At 43.2% G+C, this 18,619-nt stretch carries 20 protein-coding genes; 9 read left to right on the top strand and 11 right to left on the bottom strand.

The genetic code is table 11. The features are described 5' to 3' along the window. Window positions 1-276: 276 nt before the first annotated feature. Together secG and gpmI are read right to left on the bottom strand one after the other, a co-directional pair. Complete coding sequence (gene secG / locus ABWT76_RS10835; RefSeq protein ID WP_054469327.1) at window positions 277-507, bottom strand: preprotein translocase subunit SecG; 231 nt, start codon at window positions 505-507, stop codon at window positions 277-279. Window positions 508-618: 111 nt separating this feature from the next. Continuing rightward, window positions 619-2,217: a 2,3-bisphosphoglycerate-independent phosphoglycerate mutase gene (gpmI, locus tag ABWT76_RS10840; RefSeq protein WP_054469326.1), complete on the bottom strand. Its 1,599-nt coding sequence runs from the start codon at window positions 2,215-2,217 to the stop codon at window positions 619-621. Between the two features lie 339 nt (window positions 2,218-2,556). Here gpmI and ABWT76_RS10845 point away from each other — a divergent pair, with 339 nt between their 5' ends. Beyond that, the gene (locus tag ABWT76_RS10845; RefSeq protein WP_054469325.1) at window positions 2,557-2,802 is read left to right on the top strand and encodes a hypothetical protein; all 246 of its coding nucleotides are present in this window, start codon (window positions 2,557-2,559) and stop codon (window positions 2,800-2,802) included. A 48-nt stretch (window positions 2,803-2,850) separates the two neighbouring features. On the opposite strand, the gene ABWT76_RS10850 is transcribed toward ABWT76_RS10845, so the two are convergent. The 4 genes from ABWT76_RS10850 to ABWT76_RS10865 all read right to left on the bottom strand — a co-directional run bounded on the left by ABWT76_RS10850 (window position 2,851) and on the right by ABWT76_RS10865 (window position 7,933). Beyond that, on the bottom strand, window positions 2,851-4,338 hold the full coding sequence (locus ABWT76_RS10850; protein WP_354636076.1) for a DUF1802 family protein: 1,488 nt from the start codon (window positions 4,336-4,338) through the stop codon (window positions 2,851-2,853). Between the two features lie 69 nt (window positions 4,339-4,407). After that, entirely contained in the window at window positions 4,408-4,884 is a 477-nt protein-coding gene (locus ABWT76_RS10855) for a hypothetical protein (protein ID WP_354636077.1), read from the bottom strand. Window positions 4,885-5,060: 176 nt separating this feature from the next. After that, window positions 5,061-7,067 (bottom strand): ATP-binding protein, encoded by a 2,007-nt coding sequence (locus ABWT76_RS10860; RefSeq protein WP_354636078.1) that lies wholly within the window; start codon window positions 7,065-7,067, stop codon window positions 5,061-5,063. Between the two features lie 65 nt (window positions 7,068-7,132). Continuing rightward, window positions 7,133-7,933, bottom strand: coding sequence for a hypothetical protein (locus ABWT76_RS10865; protein WP_354636079.1), 801 nt, complete (start codon window positions 7,931-7,933; stop codon window positions 7,133-7,135). 563 nt (window positions 7,934-8,496) lie between these two features. Between ABWT76_RS10865 and ABWT76_RS10870 the strand changes: the two genes are divergently transcribed. Further along, on the top strand, window positions 8,497-8,817 hold the full coding sequence (locus ABWT76_RS10870; RefSeq protein WP_054469323.1) for a Mo-dependent nitrogenase C-terminal domain-containing protein: 321 nt from the start codon (window positions 8,497-8,499) through the stop codon (window positions 8,815-8,817). Between the two features lie 293 nt (window positions 8,818-9,110). Continuing rightward, a complete protein-coding gene (locus ABWT76_RS10875) occupies window positions 9,111-9,251 on the top strand; it encodes a hypothetical protein (protein WP_156331993.1) in 141 nt (46 codons plus the stop codon). Between the two features lie 86 nt (window positions 9,252-9,337). Here the strand turns inward: ABWT76_RS10875 and ABWT76_RS10880 are convergent, their stop codons facing one another. Then, window positions 9,338-10,699, bottom strand: a complete 1,362-nt coding sequence (locus tag ABWT76_RS10880) for an ATP-binding protein (RefSeq protein ID WP_354636080.1) — start codon at window positions 10,697-10,699, stop codon at window positions 9,338-9,340. Between the two features lie 380 nt (window positions 10,700-11,079). Here ABWT76_RS10880 and ABWT76_RS10885 point away from each other — a divergent pair, with 380 nt between their 5' ends. The 3 genes from ABWT76_RS10885 (at window position 11,080) to ABWT76_RS10895 (ending at window position 12,891) form a co-directional block, all read left to right on the top strand. Then, window positions 11,080-11,541: a hypothetical protein gene (locus ABWT76_RS10885; RefSeq protein WP_354636081.1), complete on the top strand. Its 462-nt coding sequence runs from the start codon at window positions 11,080-11,082 to the stop codon at window positions 11,539-11,541. A 258-nt stretch (window positions 11,542-11,799) separates the two neighbouring features. Continuing rightward, entirely contained in the window at window positions 11,800-12,111 is a 312-nt protein-coding gene (locus ABWT76_RS10890) for a hypothetical protein (RefSeq protein WP_354636082.1), read from the top strand. A 3-nt stretch (window positions 12,112-12,114) separates the two neighbouring features. Then, entirely contained in the window at window positions 12,115-12,891 is a 777-nt protein-coding gene (locus ABWT76_RS10895) for a Tat pathway signal protein (protein WP_354636083.1), read from the top strand. Window positions 12,892-13,124: 233 nt separating this feature from the next. On the opposite strand, the gene ABWT76_RS10900 is transcribed toward ABWT76_RS10895, so the two are convergent. Next, window positions 13,125-13,268 carry a hypothetical protein gene (locus ABWT76_RS10900; RefSeq protein ID WP_156331991.1) on the bottom strand — a complete coding sequence of 48 codons (144 nt, stop codon included), beginning with the start codon at window positions 13,266-13,268 and terminating at the stop codon, window positions 13,125-13,127. A gap of 343 nt (window positions 13,269-13,611) precedes the next feature. On the opposite strand from ABWT76_RS10900, the gene ABWT76_RS10905 reads away from it, so the two are divergent. Next, window positions 13,612-14,025 (top strand): element excision factor XisH family protein, encoded by a 414-nt coding sequence (locus tag ABWT76_RS10905; protein WP_354636084.1) that lies wholly within the window; start codon window positions 13,612-13,614, stop codon window positions 14,023-14,025. After that, window positions 14,013-14,354 (top strand): XisI protein, encoded by a 342-nt coding sequence (locus ABWT76_RS10910; RefSeq protein ID WP_054469319.1) that lies wholly within the window; start codon window positions 14,013-14,015, stop codon window positions 14,352-14,354. The genes ABWT76_RS10905 and ABWT76_RS10910 overlap by 13 nt, the downstream gene beginning before the upstream one ends. A 240-nt stretch (window positions 14,355-14,594) precedes the next feature. On the opposite strand, the gene ABWT76_RS10915 is transcribed toward ABWT76_RS10910, so the two are convergent. The 3 genes from ABWT76_RS10915 to ABWT76_RS10925 all read right to left on the bottom strand — a co-directional run bounded on the left by ABWT76_RS10915 (window position 14,595) and on the right by ABWT76_RS10925 (window position 17,163). Next, on the bottom strand, window positions 14,595-16,103 hold the full coding sequence (locus ABWT76_RS10915) for a tetratricopeptide repeat-containing serine protease family protein (RefSeq protein ID WP_354636085.1): 1,509 nt from the start codon (window positions 16,101-16,103) through the stop codon (window positions 14,595-14,597). A 243-nt stretch (window positions 16,104-16,346) separates the two neighbouring features. After that, window positions 16,347-16,481, bottom strand: a complete 135-nt coding sequence (locus tag ABWT76_RS10920; protein ID WP_354636086.1) for a hypothetical protein — start codon at window positions 16,479-16,481, stop codon at window positions 16,347-16,349. A 55-nt stretch (window positions 16,482-16,536) separates the two neighbouring features. Then, a complete protein-coding gene (locus ABWT76_RS10925; protein ID WP_054469317.1) occupies window positions 16,537-17,163 on the bottom strand; it encodes a class I SAM-dependent methyltransferase in 627 nt (208 codons plus the stop codon). A gap of 126 nt (window positions 17,164-17,289) precedes the next feature. On the opposite strand from ABWT76_RS10925, the gene hemH reads away from it, so the two are divergent. Further along, window positions 17,290-18,453 carry a ferrochelatase gene (gene hemH / locus ABWT76_RS10930; protein ID WP_054469316.1) on the top strand — a complete coding sequence of 388 codons (1,164 nt, stop codon included), beginning with the start codon at window positions 17,290-17,292 and terminating at the stop codon, window positions 18,451-18,453. Window positions 18,454-18,619 lie beyond the last annotated feature (166 nt).

The following is an 18,619-nucleotide window of genomic DNA, read 5'->3' on the forward strand; positions in this document are numbered from 1 at the left end:
GAATTAGATTAGTCTTATTTTCACCCCTAGGGATACATTTCCCCGTGATATTTGTTGGCAACTGGAGTGAGTTTTATTCCCATCCAGGGATGATAGGGATCTAAGCGCAGAGGTGACAAGGCGAAAGCCCATGTCCTATTCTAATTAGGGCATCAATAAAAAAATACCCCCTCACCCAGATGGCAAAGGGGAAATCTTTTTTCTGGAACTGCCCAGTTTTGTCACCAAGGGGGTCGTTGACTAACTCCTTGGCCTTGGGCCAGTAAAGCGATCGCTTTAACCAAGCCAACCGGCACTGAGAATAATCGTCAAACCCATAAACAGGATGGCAAAGGTCCAAGTAACCCGGTTTAAGGTAGTTTCGGCGCTTTTGGTACTGGTAAAAAGTTGGGCTTGTCCGCCAATTCCACCAATGCCATCACCTTTGGGGCTATGTAGCAGAACCAAGACCACCAGCCCAAATGCCGAAATAGTCCAAATCACTTCTAGAAGAGAGTTAACCGTCATGGAGAAAACCTAACGAAATTTATGTTTATGAAAACCCGGGGCGATCGCATTATACGATTATGGGAAGATTATGGGGAAGCGATCGCATGATCCCCGGCTCGATCAATCAACCTAGACAGATAAGGGGACAGGTTGACGTGGGAGCAAAATTTGCACCTCAGCTGCGGCAATTAAAGAGCGACCTGTCATTTCTGGCGGTTGGGGGATTTGCAAAATATCCAGGATGGTCGGGGCAATATCTGCCAGACAGCCGTTTTCCCGGAGTTTGACTTGATTGCCATGTCCAGAGATTTTCACCCCTTCCCCTTCGATCAGGATTAAAGGCACGGGATTGGTGGTGTGCGCTGTCCAGGGTTGACCAGTTTCATCACACATTAACTCCGCATTGCCGTGGTCAGCAGTAATCAGTACCGTACCGCCCACTTTGCCGATCGCCTCTAGTAGCCTTCCCAGACAGCGGTCTACGGTTTCCACCGCTTTAATCGCCGCATCCATCATGCCCGTGTGACCCACCATATCTGGGTTGGCATAGTTCATCACCACTAAGGAATAGATGCCTTTTTGCAGGGCAGCGATCGCGGTATCGGTGACTTCTTCGGCGGACATTTCCGGCTGCTGGTCATAAGTGGCGACCATTGGCGACGGAATTAACTCGCGGTCTTCCCCCTCAAAGGGTTCTTCCAGACCGCCATTAAAGAAATAAGTCACATGAGCATATTTTTCCGTTTCCGCCGTGCGTAGCTGACGCAGACCGCGATCGGCAATCACTTGGCCTAAAATATTGTTCAAGTTCTGCGGTTCAAAGGCGACCATCACCGGCAAATCTTGATCGTATTGGGTGAAGGTGACAAATGATAGGGGTTGAATTTGCTCCCGTTCAAAGCCGTTAAAATTAGGGCTCATAAACGCCCAAGACAGTTGTCTGGAGCGATCGGGCCGGAAGTTATAGAAAATAATTCCGTCTCCCGGTTCTACTGCCCCATTGGTAATCCGGGTGGGGTTGATAAACTCATCGGTGATATCTTGGGCGTAAGATGCTTTGAGGACTTCAGCCGCTGACATTCCATTGCCAGACCCATCAATGGTTAACAGATCGTAAGCCCGTTTGACCCGATCCCAACGGCGATCGCGATCCATTGCATAATAACGACCCGTAATTGTGGCAATTTTACCGACACCAATCTCCGCGATCGCCCGATCGATTTGTTCTATATATGAAACCCCAGAATTAGGCAGGGTATCTCGACCATCGGTAATCGCATGAATGCAGACATCAGAAATGTTTTCCGCTTTGGCTAGTCGGAGCAATCCGAACAGGTGGCTCAAATGAGAATGCACACCGCCATCGGAACATAAGCCAATTAAATGCAGTTTGCCTTGGCGCGATCGCACTTCAGCGCATAATTTCACCAATGCGGGGTTTTCTAGCAGAGAACCATCCTCTACCGCATCGGTAATCCGCATTAACTCTTGCTTAACGACTCTTCCCGCACCGATATTGATATGACCCACTTCGGAATTTCCCATTTGACCAGCGGGCAAACCCACTGCTTTTCCCGAAGTATGAATTAAGGTTCGGGGATAGGTTTCCCAAAGGCTATCCATCACCGGAGTATGACCAGTGGCAATAGCGTTTCCATCATTTGATTCGCGGTAGCCCCAGCCATCTAAAATAATTAGCACTACCGGCGATCGAAATCCTTTTGGCATAATCAAGTCACCTTTCGGTTGAATTCTTGCTCATTAATGATAACAAAATCCGCGACCTTTCTCGGTTACAAACAGCAATCCGCCGCGAAATCTCTAATTCTGCCAGCGATCTAACACCGTCCAGGACAGAAAATCTCAAAATATTAATCAAAATATTAAATTGATTTATTGGAAACTATATAGTAATTTATAATACCATTATTAATTATACCATAATTATCCTCATATAGCAATGGTTTTTATCAAGAAACCATCACAGTTTGGTTAATAATCGATCGCCCGCGATTATTTTAGTATAATAATATCGTTAACAAATGAAAAAAATAGTCACAGAGCATTATGAAAGTATCTCGACCTAATAGCCAACCCCTATCTCCAGCGGAATTAACAGACCTAGATAAGCTGAAACGGCTGATTGAAAAAGCCACTGCTGATGGACTGGTTTCTGAAGATGAAATGAACTCAATTAAAACCTTTATGGCGTCTGATGGAAAAGTCACACCCGAAGAGTTAGATTTATGTCAACAATTAATTTGGCGTAAAATTCAATCGGGGGAATTAGAATATGAATGGGAATCAACTTAAATAGCCAGCCAATCGCCACGGATTTTCATCCGTGGTGACATTAATTAATTAAACATTGATCGCTACGTCTCGTAAAAAATAAAAGCGATCGCTCTTTTGGCCATGATTCCCAGGAATCCGGCCTAGATATCCGGCAAAATAAGAAGAAAGTTCTAGTAAAATTTGGTATAATTGTTGTTGGTCTAAATCTTCGGGAGGATTTGAGTAGGGATAAGCCCCATAAATCGTCTCTAGCCCAATAAATTTAGCATTGGTTTTGTTGAGATGATTTTTCACCAGTTGGACTATATGCGATCGCACCTTAAGTTGTTGTTTCACTTGATCGATATATTGGGCGATCGCCTGGTCACTTTGTCCGGGTTCCAGGTATTCTTTCAGTTTAAATAAGTCAATGCAACGGGGACATTGACTTTCTAAGGTGACTAATTCTTTCAGGGTTTCGGGGCTAATAATAGACATTTTATGAACCTTTGCGGCTTGTAATAGTTGTTGGGTAGGTTTGCCAGGGCCGATAATCAGTTTGACAGCTTGGTCCCGTAACTTAGAGTCTTGGAGGCGAAGAGTGGCTAAGTTTAATAATTGGACGGCGGTATCATTGGGGATACTTTTACCAGACTTACATTCCCCGACCAAGAGATAAGGGGCAGAACAAAATAAATCTAATCCTCCTGCGCCACCTTTATGACTATAATCAATCGTAAAGCCTAAAAATTCTAGGCTTTGGCGGACAATATTTTCAAAGTCTGTCCCCGCTTGATAGTTACTTTTGCCCGTATCTTCTGCTTGGCTACGATTTCCTAAATCGGTGATAGTTTTAATCCAAGCTAAATCGGGATTTTCGGGAATAACTGGGGCAGGTTGATTTAAGCCTAAAAACTTTAAAAGTTGCTGATAGAATGAATTAGCCGCCGAGTTGGTGGTGACTAATTGAGTTAATGCGGGGTATAAGCGATCGAACGGTGGAGGTAATGGCGGAATTATCGGGGGCGGTGGGGTGAATGGTTCCCTCGGTTTTCGTTCTTGCAAGTTTTGGTAATATTGGCTAAACTGGTCATCAGTTAATATGGGGCGATCGCTGGATACATTTAACTGGAAACTGATAAAATTTCCTTTAGAATTGGCCGGGGCTACGGTGGGATTTTCTAGATGATACACTCGTAAATAAGCTAAAAAAATATGACGACGTTGATTCAGAATTGCTTGCAGTCCTGCCGGTGTCCAAATCGTTGCCTCGGATAATGGGGCGATCGCATTTACATCGCTGACGATTTCACAGGATTCGCATCTTGCCCATGCTTTAATAACCGTGTCATCATTTAAACCATTAAAAGCAGTTTCGGCGTACTGTACAAAATCCGATTGGTAATACTCTTCCGAAGGCAATGGATTGAGAGAACTATCCCCAGGATAAAGGGAAAAAGTCCGTCCGGCGATAGACATTCTGGCGATAATCGCCACGATTTTACCTTCAATTAAAGCATCCACCTCTGGGGCGGGTATTGGTACGGCGATCGGCAGAGAAAAATAGTTACTCATAGAAAATGTTAATAGGTTGATCTATTGTAGGTTGGGTTGAGGAACGAAACCCAACAAAAGCCAAAAATATTACGGCAACCGGGGCACAGTATGAGATTCGCGATCGAGTAATTCATTGAGTAAGACTTGACCATTTTGATAAACTTGCAAACGGATTGTATCGGGGTCTGAATATTGGAAGGAGGCAACATAGGTGACATCTTTATTAGTAAATCGATATTGTGGTCGTCTGGTTGTCCCGGCTACATCAAAATCGATAAGATCAATTCGACTGCCATCATATCGGCTAACCCCTACATACCGATAAGCAGCAGGTTCCCACATAGACAGATAAACTCGCCAATTTTCGTTAGCAAATGTTCCGGTAATTGATAATGGACAGTTATTGATTTCTTCGTAAGAATAGGCTTCTCCTGGCGTATCGACTGTATAAGCCCTACAAGGTTCATCTCGTTGAGAGAGTGCAGGAGAAGATAAAGAAAGAGATAGGGGTAAAGATAACCCGATCGCGATCGCAATTGAACTACATTTTTTTGAGATATTCACACTTATTTCATCCATCAGATAAATATGTAGGTTTACCAATATGTAAGTGATAAATTTGATGAGGAAAAATCGTTATTTCATGTAGGGGCGCAATGTTTGCGCCCCCAACTTATGACACTTTCCCTGGGTTCAAGGGCGCAATGCTTGCGCCCCTACAAGTGTAGCTTTTCATCTTCCTATGTCAGATCCTCATCATCGTTATCATCATCGGTGTCAAACAAACCTCCGATATATATAAAGCCATTTTCATCGTCATCGCTATCATCATCAAAAAGCTTAATGATATCCTCAATAATCGCCGTAGGACTGCTTAAGATTTCCAACAATAAAGGATTCTGAATAATCTCCGGTTTGCTAAACTCGATCGCTTGCTGTTCACTCAGACCGTAGTTTTCCCGTTGCTCATTAACAAAATAAAACTCAAGCAGGGGTTTAATTTCCTGTGGTTTTAAATCTGCCCATTCGCCACCGTTTTGTAGCAGGGTTTCCAAATAACCAGAAGAATGCCAATTTTTCAGGATTTTTTTCTCCGCAGACCGCACCAAACAGCCACGAGTCAGATCAAAAGTGTCATAGTCAATTAACCGCTGCATTCCGGCACCGACGGATAACCCATGAGTATGTTCGAGAACGGCCACCCCAAGTTTAAACCGCTGACCATTTTCTTCACCCACCAGTTTAAAATTAATCCAGCCGGAATTTTTAGATTTGGGGGTAATTTCTTCAACGGCAATAATTTGCACATTATTTAAGGGCTGACCACTGGGCGTTTGTCCGGTGAAGGTTTCGCCGATTAAAGTTTGAAAGCTAAACTTTAAAGCTGCGCCAATTGTTTGACTAGCCTCGCTATCCTCTAAAGTATCTAATGTTTTAACTTGATTGCTAGAGCGAACTGCTTGTAAGGCTAATTGAAATCTCTCTACTGGATCCGATGGCAAAGGCGGCTTGTCTGGGGCTTTAAAGTTTTTGGCACACCATTCTAAACCTTCCCGAACTGTGGGTTTATTTTTGCCATAATTGAGCAGATCACTTTCTTGGAAGGGATAAAGAGGATCCGGCGGAACTAGGTTGTGTTTTTGGTAAAACTCATTCAGCCATAATTTTACCAGGTCTACAAATAAACCTCCATTGAGCGGGTTTAATTCCAGAGGTTGATTATTAGTATATGTCGAAAATCGGTGGGTAATTCCCGATCCTAAATATTTAACCTCATTATTCCATTTATTTGGGATAAGTACAGTCAAAATAACTACTCCTTGACCAACGAGTTCCACTTCTAACTGATCATAAAGAGTGCTGACTAAATTAGCTGCTACTTGAGCCGTCGTAAAACCTGCATCATTTATTTGATCGATGTCAAGTTGATCGAAACAAATGACCACTGGGTTATAGACACTGATCAAATTTAAAATGTGCAGAGTTGTGATTAATGCATCATTTTCTTTTTGCTGATTGGTTTTGTTGGCATTGGCAGGTAAACCCATCTCGGCAGCAGTTGCGGGAGCCAACTCTTCACCGGATAACCATTTCAGCGCAAAGGGGGCTTTACTTTGAGACAGTAACCATAATGTCGCCCGGACAATATAAGGATCTTCTTGGGGTTTGCTTTTGAGAATTTGCTCCTGCAAAATATCGATTAAATTTTGCTTTTTTGCCAATCCTTGCTGATATACTTTGTCAAAATTTTTAATCAGCTTGGCGGGGTCTTGTCTTTTATTTTTCGGATTCAGGACTTGCAAACCATCATTCGCCAAGGATGCGGCAACTTCCTGGAATTGCATCACTCCTTGACTGCCTGGGTAGCTGAGACTTTCAACTAAACTGTGTTGAAAGTTGTATTTAACCAAATTGAGATCGCTGTAAGTATCGAAACTGCTGTAAATAAATAAACCATCGCCTTTTTCTTTCAAGTGATGGCGAATCCGACTGATAATATGAGTTTTGCCGACACCAACTGAACCCATTATCGCCAGAGAAGTCACTTTATCTTTGCGGTCTTTACTGCTTTTAACGGTTTCCAGTGCTTCCAGCACTTTGTCTGAGGCTTTTTGATGTAGAACGGTTAAATCAGGAAAATCTTTACCCCAAACATTCTGTTTTTTTACAATTCCCGCATTGAAAGGATTGTTTGCTTGAATGGCGCTGTTGATTTGTTCGATTGGGGAAGCTGATAAATTATCCATAGAGAGTTTCAGAGGTGAGGAGAACGAAGGTTAAGAAAATTTTGATAAATGCCTTGGTGATTGTCTTAGCGATCGATCCGCTTGGCATAATGGCGCAGACCCACATCGGGAATAATCACAGAATCTTCCCGTTTGTCCGGGGTCATATTAGGCATATCCCCAGTCATCAATTGCAAAATATCATTGGCTTGCATTTCGATTAGCCAGTCGGTGAACTGGGAACGAGAAACCCGATCGCCTATTTCTCGGCGCAAATGATAAATCGGCACCAAATGCTCATAGTTATAATCCCGGTTCAGTTGGTCATAAACTTGTAAAACCACTTTGGTAAACTGCTGATAAGAAGCGATTCCCGGAAGGGATCCGCTTCGCGGCACCGCCCCTTCAGATTTTGCCGATTTTGCCGGTTTAGCCTGAGATTTGGTTGCGTCGGGAGTTGCGGGGGTTGCAGAAGCGGCAACCGTGGACAACCGGGCGCGATCGCGAATCCACTTCAGCAACGCATTCGCCACTTTTGTCCCAATAATACTGCCGGGAAACTCAAACGGGCCGTTTTCTCCCTCACCCAGAGACAACTCCGCACTGGTCAAACTTTCGTCTAGCATCCCCAAACCGCGATCGCTCAAAGATATCTGATTACCTGCCACGGCGATCGCGCCTTTCGCGACCAACTCCTCCAACACCGGATCGTAATCAGCCGATCGCTCATTAGAATTCTTCACCCACTTAATCACTTCGCCTTTCTTCACCGGGTTTTTCGTCGCGTCCAAATCCCACAGTCCTAACAAAACCCGAATTTTCGCCTTAGCAACGCTATCTCGTAAACCTGGCTTCGCACTTTGTTTGGCATTTTGTTTGTATGGCATATTTAAATGGCCTAATCTCTGGTATATGTCGATAAATTATACCAGCCATTATTATTAGTTAACAATTAAGTTTATTTATAGAAAACTTAAATCACACCACCGCATAACCTACATTTTTATCCGTATTTTTTCGGAGACTGCGATTCGCCTCCTTTGACCTCCGACTGTAGATAAATCAGTCCTAACTCTTTTCCGTTCATTATTCGGGATGGGTTGATTTTTTATTCAAATAAAAACCCGCTCAAACTTAAGCAGAAATAATACAATATAAAATTTATTTATATACATTTAGTCTTTACATTTACTAGAGTTATGCTTAAATAGGAATATATCGCAATCCGTACAGGATTCATGGACTATATGAGTCCTCCTCTCCCGTTCTGGGAGAAATAACTTAAGACCGCTAAGTAGGTGGGCAGAAATAAATGCAGACCATATCAGAAAAAAAACTGTCATTCCCGCGAAGGCGGGAATCCAAGGATTTACGGTGGAGAACGAAAAGTGCAATTAATTATGTTCACCTACTTATAACAACCTTTAACTACACAAAATTACCCAAAACCATGTTAAACCTCATCAAAATTGGCCAAAAAATCATCGCCACTCAAACCATTTCTAACCATAAACCGTTTAAAGCCTTAAATCCCATGCGGCACTGGCTGAATCAACTGAAAATTGACAATGCAAAAATCGCCCATTTAATCTGTCAGGTCATTCCCACCCAATGTCCCTTTGAGAGAAAAATTAGCTTATTCGGTTACACCATCCATATTCCTCCCTTATGTAAACTCAATCCCTTGTATGAAGAACTCATTAGTCTACGGTTTCGTGCCCTCTGCTACTTAGCCGATGAATGTCAGGAAGATATCCGTCACTATTGTTAGAATGGCTAGAAAATCATGGGTAGAAAATCAGCAACCGGGTTTTTTCACAAAAAAATATTTGCCGAAGTCCAAAATTAACCTAAAAACCCGGTTTATTCCTAGCTTTTTTCTGGCCTAAAAAATTATATAACTTACCTTTTTTATTGAAACAATAGCGGTTTTTTTGATAAAAAAATTTAAAATTTACCCAAAAAATCGCTAAACAATCTGAAGAACAATTTTTAAATACAGCATTTACAAACCCCTACAAGATTAGCTTTTTAAGGGGGGTTGGGGGGATCGAGATATTTATTTTGCCAGAATTGTCTATTCAAGGTAAAAAAGAAATTGCTCTAAATCTTCTCAAGTCAGGGATGACTATAGAGCAAGTGGTGAAATTTACAGGTTTACCTGTGGAATTGGTGCAAAATCTCACTAAAGAGATTACTTCTTAATTGAGTTCAAAAACCGGGTTTCTTTAGACCATCTTTGCCGAAGACAAAAATTCACCTAGAAACCCGGTTTCTTTTTTAAGCCGCATTTACCCATCTTTTTTCCCATACGCCTTAAACACAGGATTCACTGTAAAAAAATTAATTTTATCTTGAGGAATATCCTCAACTAAAAACCGGCGTTTCAGGGAATGCATCACATTAAATAAGTCTGTTGAGGACATCTGGATTTCCTGAAAAATTTGCCCCAAACTCACGGGTTCTGCTGCCTGTGAAATGTGATATATCGTCGATTTTTCAGCCTCGGTCAAACGTTCCAAAGCATCGTCTAACAATTCTGCCAAAGAGTCACTAATAATCGGCATTTCAAACTGTAAAAAATCCGCCACTCTACCACCGCATAATTCGTGAATCAGGGTGGCGGTGAGTTTTAGCCAGTGGGGGTTGCCTTGGTAAATCTCAATTAAACTTTCCCAGCTTGACTCATCGCTTAAATTTTGTTGTCTTAATATTTCTTCAGCTTCTATTCCTAAACCGGATAAAACTAAGCTGCGACAATATTTATTTTCTTTTTCGTAGTTAGCAATTTCTCGCGGTTTTTCCGAACCAATGAGAATTAAACAACTATTGTGAGAAACTTCGGCCATGAGTTTAAAGAAACGTTGATAATTTTCCCCGCCGATTTTATAGTGTCCTGCCAGTTTTTGAGCAGTGAAAAGCATTTGCACATCATCAAGCACAATCAAACAGCGATATTGCCGCAGATATTCGAGAAGTTGGCAAATTTGGGTTTCTATATTATTGGGAATGTCTGAAGGAGAGAAGATTTCTAGCAGGTTGCTCAGGGTTGTTTCTGGAGTCGGGGAAAAACGCAGACTACGATAAATAATATAGTCAAATTCCGGTTTTATTTGTTCGAGAAGTTGAAGCGCGAGGGTAGTTTTGCCGATGCCTCTGAGTCCTAATATGGCAATCAATCGGCTGTTTTTTTCTAGAATCCAGTTTTGCAGGGTGGCAAGTTCTTCTTTGCGTCCGTAAAATGCGGTAATTTCTGGGGCATCACCGAGGTTTAGATGTTGTTTTGGTGTTTTTTTTTCCGGTTGTTGGTTGCCGGTGGTTGCTAGTTTACTTTCGCGGCAAAAGTTGAGGTTATTAACTGTTACATGACCTACGTTATCTGCGGAAAAATTCTTAAATTCTACTTTTTCAATAACTGCTCGAAAATTTGATTTATTAATTTCTTCTTTTAATTCTGCTGATAACACTTTCCAGAGTTCCGATCCAGTATTCCTGACGTGCCCTTCGCTTTGATAAGTTTCTGCGGCGATTTCGGTATAAGTTTTCCCTTCAAATGTTCCCTGGAGGACAGCTTTTTGCAGATGGTCTAAGTGCTTGCCAGTTTTCATAAATATCAACGCTTCTGCGAGGTTAAGCACGTCTGTGATGTCCATCAGATTAAAATAAATGGTTGATTTTGGGAATTTTGTAGGGGTAGTGCGATGGCGGTGCCTACCCCGAAACGGTGTTGGTGCAACCACAAATATTGGGGCAACCACAAATATTGGGGCAACCACAAATATTGGGGCAACCACAAATATTGGGGCAACCACGGGGGGATTGCCCCTACCAGATTAATTTCTGGCAATTATAACCGACATTGCTGACATTGGTGACAATTTTTCTGACATTTCTGATGGGGTGTGGGCGTGAAATGGTGACAGCACTGTCACGGTTCCTTACCTACAATAGTGGAAAGAATCATTCTGAGGCTATTTCCATGAAAAAATTTCCCTCAGTCAGGCGGTGGCTTTCGATGGGGATGCTGTCTGCCATGCTAGGAACCGCCATGCCACCAGCAGCCCAAGCCCAGCGCCCGATTTATTTACGCGACCTGGAATGTGTTACGGTTTGGCAAGGTTACACCAACATCTTCACTTCTGGGGCAGATATTTCCATAGGTAGAGAGCTATACACCAGTTTTATGTCAACAGGCCCGGTGGGAATTACCTGTAGGCTTCCAGGAGGACCCGGAACAGTAGAAATACAGTATGGCGTTCCAGATAGATCTAGCAAACCACCAGCCATCATCCAAGTTTATGTGGATGGCAGTGAAGTTGCTAGACAGGAGGGGGAGTCGGGAAAGATCAATACATTGCTGGTGGATGTGAGTAACGGACAAAGCCTCGCTATTGATATTAATTGTTCCAGACAAGAAAACTGTCGTGATCATCAGCGTTACCACTTCTTCAAATTCCATCTGAACCCGGGCGCTAGTTCTCCAGGGAGTCGATAAATTATGAGTCTGAGTCGTCACCTAAATAGTTAAATGAAATATTGCCAGCATATTTTTATGAAAAAATTTCCCTCAGTCAGGCGGTGGCTTTCGATGGGGATGCTGTCGGCGATGCTAGGGACTGCCATGCCACCAGCCGCCCAAGCCCAGCGCCCGATTTTTATATTCGACCTGTCATGTGTTTACGTTCTGGGTTGGGCACATTCTCGGGGGCGTGGAGCAGATATTTCCATCGGCAGAGAGCTATACACCAGTATTATGACAATAAGCCCTTTTGAGATTACCTGTAGACTGCCAGGGGGACCCGGAACCTTAGAAATACAGTATGGAGTTCCAGATACATCGAAATTACCTCCAGCCATTATCCAAGTTTATGTGGATGGCAGTGAAGTGGCTCGACATGAAGGGGAATCGGGAAAGATCAATACATTCCTGGTGGATGTGAGTAACGGACGAAGCCTCGCTATTGATCTTAATTGTTCCAGACAAGAAAACTGTGAGTATAGTGGTTCTTACCACTTCTTCAAATTCCATCTGAACCCGGGCGCTAGTTCTCCAGGGAGTCGATAAATTATGAGTCTGAGTCGTCGTCAAGTGAATCGGATGATTATCTGGGGTGGCGCTTCTTTTGCGGCTTCCACAACTTCTGGGATTTTTTTCCCTAAACCTGCTGAAGCCTATTCTTTAGAATTTCCCCTCAGCGCCTTTTCCGCTAATGGGGTTTTTAGCGGATTGCAACAATATTGTGGGGTACAGCCGGTTTCCGGGGTTTTATCTTCTATTTTGGAAGGAAATACCAATGTTGGCAGTGACATTCCCCCTGATGCGGCGAACCGCATTCGCATGGCTGATACAGAATTTGTTAGGCGACGTTTTACCAGCAACCGCACAGAATTAGCCCAACATGGGACTGGCGGCGTGGACTCCAGTATTAGTCGCTTGTGGGGTCGGCAAAAACAAGAAGATGTGGGGGCAAATGTTGGCTTTGGTTTTGTGCAAAAATTTCAGGATCAATATAGTGATGCCAAAATTTCTGGGCCAACGTTGTGCGGTATTCATAATGCCCAAAAAGTTTTAGCGGATCAACGATTAACCCCTCCAGATATTGCCAATCTTTTGTTACCAATTCGCTCGACTTTTGATGATTGGGGTTCTTGGGGTGGGGATACAGATACGGCGGTTGGCCGAAATCCCAATGTCGTTTTCAGTCAATATAATTCATTAGCCGGAACTGTGACATCTCGCTATGAGTTAGTGGAACCGGGGCCAAAGGGTTTTGGTAGAGTGGAGTTTACGGTTGAAGGCAGAAATCAGCCTAGACGGACAATATTGTTGACCGTAAATTTTTAGGATATTCGGTAGGGACACGGCATTGCCGTGTCCTTAATTTTTGTTTTGAAAAAGCCCAATTTTTTGCCTGGGTGAAGCATTTTGGGAATAATACCATTTACAATTAAAAATGCAACAGTAGGGGCGCAATGCTTGCGCCCGAAAAAACCTCGCAACTGTAGCAATAATTTTTTAAAATTGGTAATCAATTTAAGCCTTTAACCATACAGCGGTTTTTAAATTAATAAACCACATTAACCGCCAAAACCGCCAATTAACCGCCAGGGAATTAATCGCCTGTCAATTAACCGCCAGGGAATAAATTCCCTGGCTAACAGCACAAGTCGGTTAAAACCGACTAAAATTCTGTACGGGTCAACAGCCGTTGTACGGGTCAACGGCCGTTGACCCCTACCAAGTATGATTAGTCGGTTTTAACCGCCTGTAGGGGTCAGCGGCCGTTGACCCCTACAGGCGGGGATTTTAATCCCCGACGGGTGTGGTTTACAAGGGCAGAAAACCGCTGTAAATCTCTGCTTGGGGCAACCACCGCCATCGGTTTGCCCCTACAGATTTTAATGTTTGGGTTAACCACGGAGGGCGAAGCATTCCGGTAATCAATTTAAGCTTTCAACCAGAAATCTCTGCGGTCATGCTTCGCCCCTACAGACCGCGACCCTACTCACTGTTTGACTTGCTATGATAAGTTTGGATAGCACCTCGCTTATCGGATTGTCTGTTGTGGCTAAAGACCGTTTTCACGATGTTGTTAAAATAGCACTCACAAAAGAACAGTGGGTCATTACCCAAGACCCTTTTGGGTTCAAGTATGGGAAAGTTGACTTTCAAATTGATTTGGGTGCAGAAAAATTACTGGCCGCTGAACGGGAAAATGAAAAAATTGCTGTTGAAATTAAAAGCTTTCTCAATCCTTCTGCTATCACCGATTTTTATGCTGCACTAGGACAGTTTCTCAGTTACCGTTTGGCACTAGAAACTATTGACCCAGAGCGTACCCTATATTTGGCTGTTCCCTTAGAAAGTTATCAAACCTTTTTTCAACTGGATTTTACTCAAACAGCCATTCAAAAATACCAAGTGCTTTTAATTGTTTACGATCCAGTCAAGGAGATTATTATAAAATGGATAAAGTAGAACAATATCGAACAGCGATTCAAAGCCTGCTCACTCGTTATGCAAACTATGAGTATTACCCGTCAAATCCTGAAATTGAAACACAACTCATCTTTGATACCCAACGAGATCATTATCAATGGATGGATGTGGGTTGGCAAGAGCTAAATCGGATTTATCGCTCGATTATTCATTTTGATATTAAAGATGGTAAAATTTGGTTGCAACAAAACCTCACCGATTGGAATCCTGCGGAGGAATTAGTGGCAATGGGAATTCCTCGCGAGGATATTGTCCTGGGTTTGCATCCCCCCTACAAGCGCCCTTATACAGATTATGGTGTGGCTTAGACAGTCGTCCGCCTAATCGGTTAGGGTGGGCGAAGCATGACCGTAATAAATTTAAGTTTTTAACCAGAAATCTCTGCTTGGGGCAACCACGGAGGGCGGCGAAGCATGACCGTAATAAATTTAAGTTTTTAACCAGAAATCTCTGCGGTCATGCTTTGCCCCTACAGATTTTACAGATTTTTATTCACTGGGAAAACGCGATCGCATCATATTTTTATATTGATATATTGACGCTCGCCTTTACCGTTGCAGTTGACGAGCCATTTCTAATGCTTTTTCGGCATCGGCATTCATGCCTTGGGCTTGAAATAAACGAGCGGCTTGTTGTAAGTCGGAAATTGCTCCAAGCCGATCGCCCATTCTGGCTAAAGTAATGCCTCGATTGGCATAAGCTTTGGCATAATAAGGGTTTAGTTGAATGGCTTGAGTGTAGTCAGTCAAAGCCGCCCGATCGCTGCCAATTCTAAACAGGGCTAATCCGCGATTAAAATAAGTATTCGATCGCCCCGGATTGATTTGTAAAGCCTGATTAAAATCATCGATCGCCTGTTGTTGGTCGCCTAAATCTGACAATGCTAACCCGCGATTATTATAAGCTGCGGCAAAGGTTTGATCCAGACGAATTACTTGGGTGTAATCATCAATTGAACCGAGGCGATCGCCCATTGCCGCACGAACTAACGCCCGATTATAATAAGCATCCACATAAGCGGAATTAATCTCAATGGCTCGATTATAATCCGCCATACTTTCGGCAAACTTATCTTGCTCAAAATAAGCCAGACCGCGATAAAAAAAAGCTTCTGAGTAATTTGCCTGACTTTGAATTGCCTGAGTAAAATCGGCGATCGCCCCAGAAAAATCTCCTTGGTCAAAGCGACTTAATCCCCGAACATAAAAAGTTTGAGTATTATTAGGATTATTTACGGCGACTGGGGCATTCGTAGTCGGCGAATCGTCGATCGCGATCGCGGCAGCACTTAACCCCGCTTCGGATAGTTTAGCGATAAAAATATTAATGGGAATTGCGGAATTAAAGCCAGTTTTTGTCGCCACTCTGCCGGTACGATTTCCTTGACCATCGGCTACAGTATCATAATCGCGATCACCTTCCCCGTGAATGCCAATTACTCGTCCTTCTGAATCAAATACCGGCCCGCCACTCATGCCACCTTTGGTGACAGCATTGTAGCGTAAAGTATAACCTCTAGGATGGTTGTTCAGACGGCTGGTGACAAACCCTGGAGAAAACTCAAAATTACGACTACTTCCATATTTATTATTCAACACATTCGCGGGATATCCAAACACAAAAATTTCTGAACCAACGGCAGCGCGATCGGAATTTCCCAAGGTGACAACTGGATAGGATTCTGCACTGTTAAAGGTGACAACGGCTAAATCTGGTTGATTGTCATTTTTTTGTAATATGACAATATTGGTTACGGCATAGTCTTGTCCTGTATTCGTGCGAATCTTATAGGTAAATTGAGCATCTTTAACCACATGATTACAGGTGAGAACGGTATAAGTTGTTCCTTGTTTCGCAATAATAAACCCAGACCCACTACTGGTAGCTTTGGCAGATTCGCCATTAATTTGAACGGTGACAGGAATCGCTAATTGAGCAATTTCTTGGGCAGATTTTGCCAAAAGCGGTGACGGGGCAAAAGTAACAATTCCGGCAACGGTTAAGGTTCCTGCCAGAATAGCAGTGAGAGCATCAAACTGCGAATAACCTCTACTCATAGCTGATTATTGGTGTGGGGTGATAATGATCCACCTTAAATATTAAAGGCGAAATTAAAAGATAGATTTCCGATCGACCCCTTCCTCAGATTTTTCTGACAATTCTGACATTTCTGACATTACGAGTTTAAGTAAATTGAAGCGAGCGGAAAAACTTGTCATATTTTTCCTAAAGCAATGAGTATTCGTAGGTTGGGTTGAGGAACGAAACCCAACAGAGGGCAACAGAGAAACCGGGTTTCTTTAGACCATCTTTGTCACCCAATCAAGAAACCGGGTTTCTTTAAGAAACCCGGTTTCTAACCCGGTTTCTTTGCTTGTTTGCTTGAGTTTGTATGGTGCGTTACGTCGGGAATGAAGATAATTAATTTGAGTCATAATTTTTGCCCCGACTAACGCACCCTACCACTACCGGAATGCTTCCTTTAAACAATTAATTTTTCTTGGCCTGAATTACTTGTAAACTACCCCCAGCATAAAGGGTGGATTTTTCCACAACAAATCCCACTTCTGTGAGTAATTCCGGTAAGTTAGTTTTTAACAAATGCCATGCGGTTTCGGTTTCAAATAACCAGAAAAATATGGCGACCCCAGGCCAAAAAATCGGATTTGTGGGGGGATGAAAATCCGCTAAGGTAAAAATGCCCCCTGGTTTCAAGACCCGATAGACTTCTTTGAGAATTTGTCGCAACTGTTGCGGCTGCATTTCGTGAAGGGCTGCACTGGTATGGACTAAATCAAATAGGCGATCGCCTATTGGCATCTCCTCCGCAAAGGCTTCTATATATGAAGCCTGGGGGACATTTTTTTGCGCCCGTTTGATCGATAATGGGGAGGCATCCAGTCCGGTGACATCGGCAAAATTTTCCACCAGGACCCCAGTAGCTTGACCACTGCCACAGCAGAGATCCAGGACTTTGCTGTCCCTGGGGAGGTTCAACCCTTGCAAGGGCAGTCGGCGAAACCGGGACTCACCCCCCACCGCGAGAGACGCTAAACCGGAGATGCTGTCATATAGCCATTGGTGCTGATAACTTAAGTCTCTGAGAATTGTAGCCACGGCTTTTTCCTTGTTGTGAGTGCGATCGGCAATGCGAAATACTTTCTCAATAAATCTGATAGCATCTCAGCTTTTATTGTTACAATAGATTACGAAAATTAAAGTGTTTGGGAAATTATAACTATTATGGGCCGTGTAGGGGTATTATTACTCAATCTAGGTGGGCCGGAACAGCTTGAGGATGTCCGCCCCTTCCTGTACAACCTCTTTTCTGATCCAGAAATTATTCGCCTACCTTTTCCCTGGCTGCAAAAACCCTTAGCGTGGCTAATTTCCAGTCGCAGGGCAAAAACATCACAAGAAAATTATAAAAAAATAGGCGGGGGTTCTCCCCTGCGTCGGATTACAGAAGAACAAGCGATCGCCCTACGGCAGCAGCTAGAAGCCAATGGACATAATGCCGAAGTTTATGTGGGGATGCGCTATTGGCATCCGTTCACCGAAGAGGCGATCGCTCAGATCAAGCGCGATAACATCTCCAACTTAGTAATTTTACCCCTGTATCCTCAATTTTCCATTAGCACCAGTGGCTCTAGCTTCCGGCAATTGGAAACCTTGTGGGAACAAGACCCAGAATTACAAAAGATTGACTATACGGTGATTCCCTCGTGGTACAGACATTCTGGCTATTTGCAAGCAATGGCTGACTTAATTAGTCGCGAACTGGATCAATGCCCAAATCCCGATCGAGTGCATATCTTCTTCAGTGCTCACGGGGTGCCGCAAAGTTATGTGGATGACCTGGGGGATCCTTACCAAAAGGAAATCGAGGACTGCACCAAGTTAATCATGCAAACCTTAAATCGGCCAAATGACTACACTTTGGCTTATCAAAGTCGCGTTGGTCCAATAGAATGGTTGAAACCCTATACCGATGAAGCCATTGAAGAATTAGCCCACAAAGGGGTTAAAGATTTAATGATAGTGCCGATTAGTTTTGTCTCGGAACATATCGAAACCCTGGAAGAAATTGATATTGAATATCGGGAAGTCGCCGAAGAAGCGGGAATTGAGAATTTTTATCGGGTTCCGGCTTTAAATACTCATCCCGTATTTATTAATGACTTGGCGGATTTAGTGGAAGAAGCCTTGCGGGCTCCTCGTGTCAATTTCTCCAAAGTTATGCGTCCGCAAAAGACTTTCAAACTTTATCCCCAAGAACGTTGGGAGTGGGGTTTAACCACCACAGCGGAAGTTTGGAATGGTCGCTTGGCGATGATTGGTTTTATTGCTTTGGTCGCTGAGTTAATTAGCGGTCATGGCCCGTTACATTTTGTCGGATTGTTGTAATCCCTTGGGCGATCGATAGGTTAAAGTAATCGCGCTACATATAACATATATATGCGCTACTATATGCGCTACATAGATAAAGTCCGCTTTTGGCGGACTTTATTTTTTTATGGACGATCCCGAATTTTTGCCCCATTGTTGCCCCATTTTTGCCTAATTTTTGCCT

Origin of the sequence: Planktothricoides raciborskii GIHE-MW2, assembly GCF_040564635.1 — a bacterium.
GTDB classification, from domain to species: domain Bacteria; phylum Cyanobacteriota; class Cyanobacteriia; order Cyanobacteriales; family Laspinemataceae; genus Planktothricoides; species Planktothricoides raciborskii.

Excerpts from the sequence above, each read along its gene's own strand:
- ABWT76_RS10845 (WP_054469325.1), top strand. The coding sequence starts at position 2,557 with ATGAAAGTATCTCGACCTAATAGCCAACCCCTATCTCCAGCGGAATTA.
- secG (WP_054469327.1), bottom strand. The coding sequence starts at position 507 with ATGACGGTTAACTCTCTTCTAGAAGTGATTTGGACTATTTCGGCATTT.
- ABWT76_RS10880 (WP_354636080.1), bottom strand. The coding sequence starts at position 10,699 with ATGGACATCACAGACGTGCTTAACCTCGCAGAAGCGTTGATATTTATG.
- ABWT76_RS10915 (WP_354636085.1), bottom strand. The coding sequence starts at position 16,103 with ATGAGTAGAGGTTATTCGCAGTTTGATGCTCTCACTGCTATTCTGGCA.
- hemH (WP_054469316.1), top strand. The coding sequence starts at position 17,290 with ATGGGCCGTGTAGGGGTATTATTACTCAATCTAGGTGGGCCGGAACAG.
- ABWT76_RS10920 (WP_354636086.1), bottom strand. The coding sequence starts at position 16,481 with ATGACTCAAATTAATTATCTTCATTCCCGACGTAACGCACCATACAAA.
- ABWT76_RS10850 (WP_354636076.1), bottom strand. The coding sequence starts at position 4,338 with ATGAGTAACTATTTTTCTCTGCCGATCGCCGTACCAATACCCGCCCCA.
- ABWT76_RS10870 (WP_054469323.1), top strand. The coding sequence starts at position 8,497 with ATGTTAAACCTCATCAAAATTGGCCAAAAAATCATCGCCACTCAAACC.
- ABWT76_RS10895 (WP_354636083.1), top strand. The coding sequence starts at position 12,115 with ATGAGTCTGAGTCGTCGTCAAGTGAATCGGATGATTATCTGGGGTGGC.
- ABWT76_RS10865 (WP_354636079.1), bottom strand. The coding sequence starts at position 7,933 with ATGCCATACAAACAAAATGCCAAACAAAGTGCGAAGCCAGGTTTACGA.
- gpmI (WP_054469326.1), bottom strand. The coding sequence starts at position 2,217 with ATGCCAAAAGGATTTCGATCGCCGGTAGTGCTAATTATTTTAGATGGC.
- ABWT76_RS10910 (WP_054469319.1), top strand. The coding sequence starts at position 14,013 with ATGGATAAAGTAGAACAATATCGAACAGCGATTCAAAGCCTGCTCACT.
- ABWT76_RS10860 (WP_354636078.1), bottom strand. The coding sequence starts at position 7,067 with ATGGATAATTTATCAGCTTCCCCAATCGAACAAATCAACAGCGCCATT.
- ABWT76_RS10885 (WP_354636081.1), top strand. The coding sequence starts at position 11,080 with ATGCTAGGAACCGCCATGCCACCAGCAGCCCAAGCCCAGCGCCCGATT.
- ABWT76_RS10890 (WP_354636082.1), top strand. The coding sequence starts at position 11,800 with ATGACAATAAGCCCTTTTGAGATTACCTGTAGACTGCCAGGGGGACCC.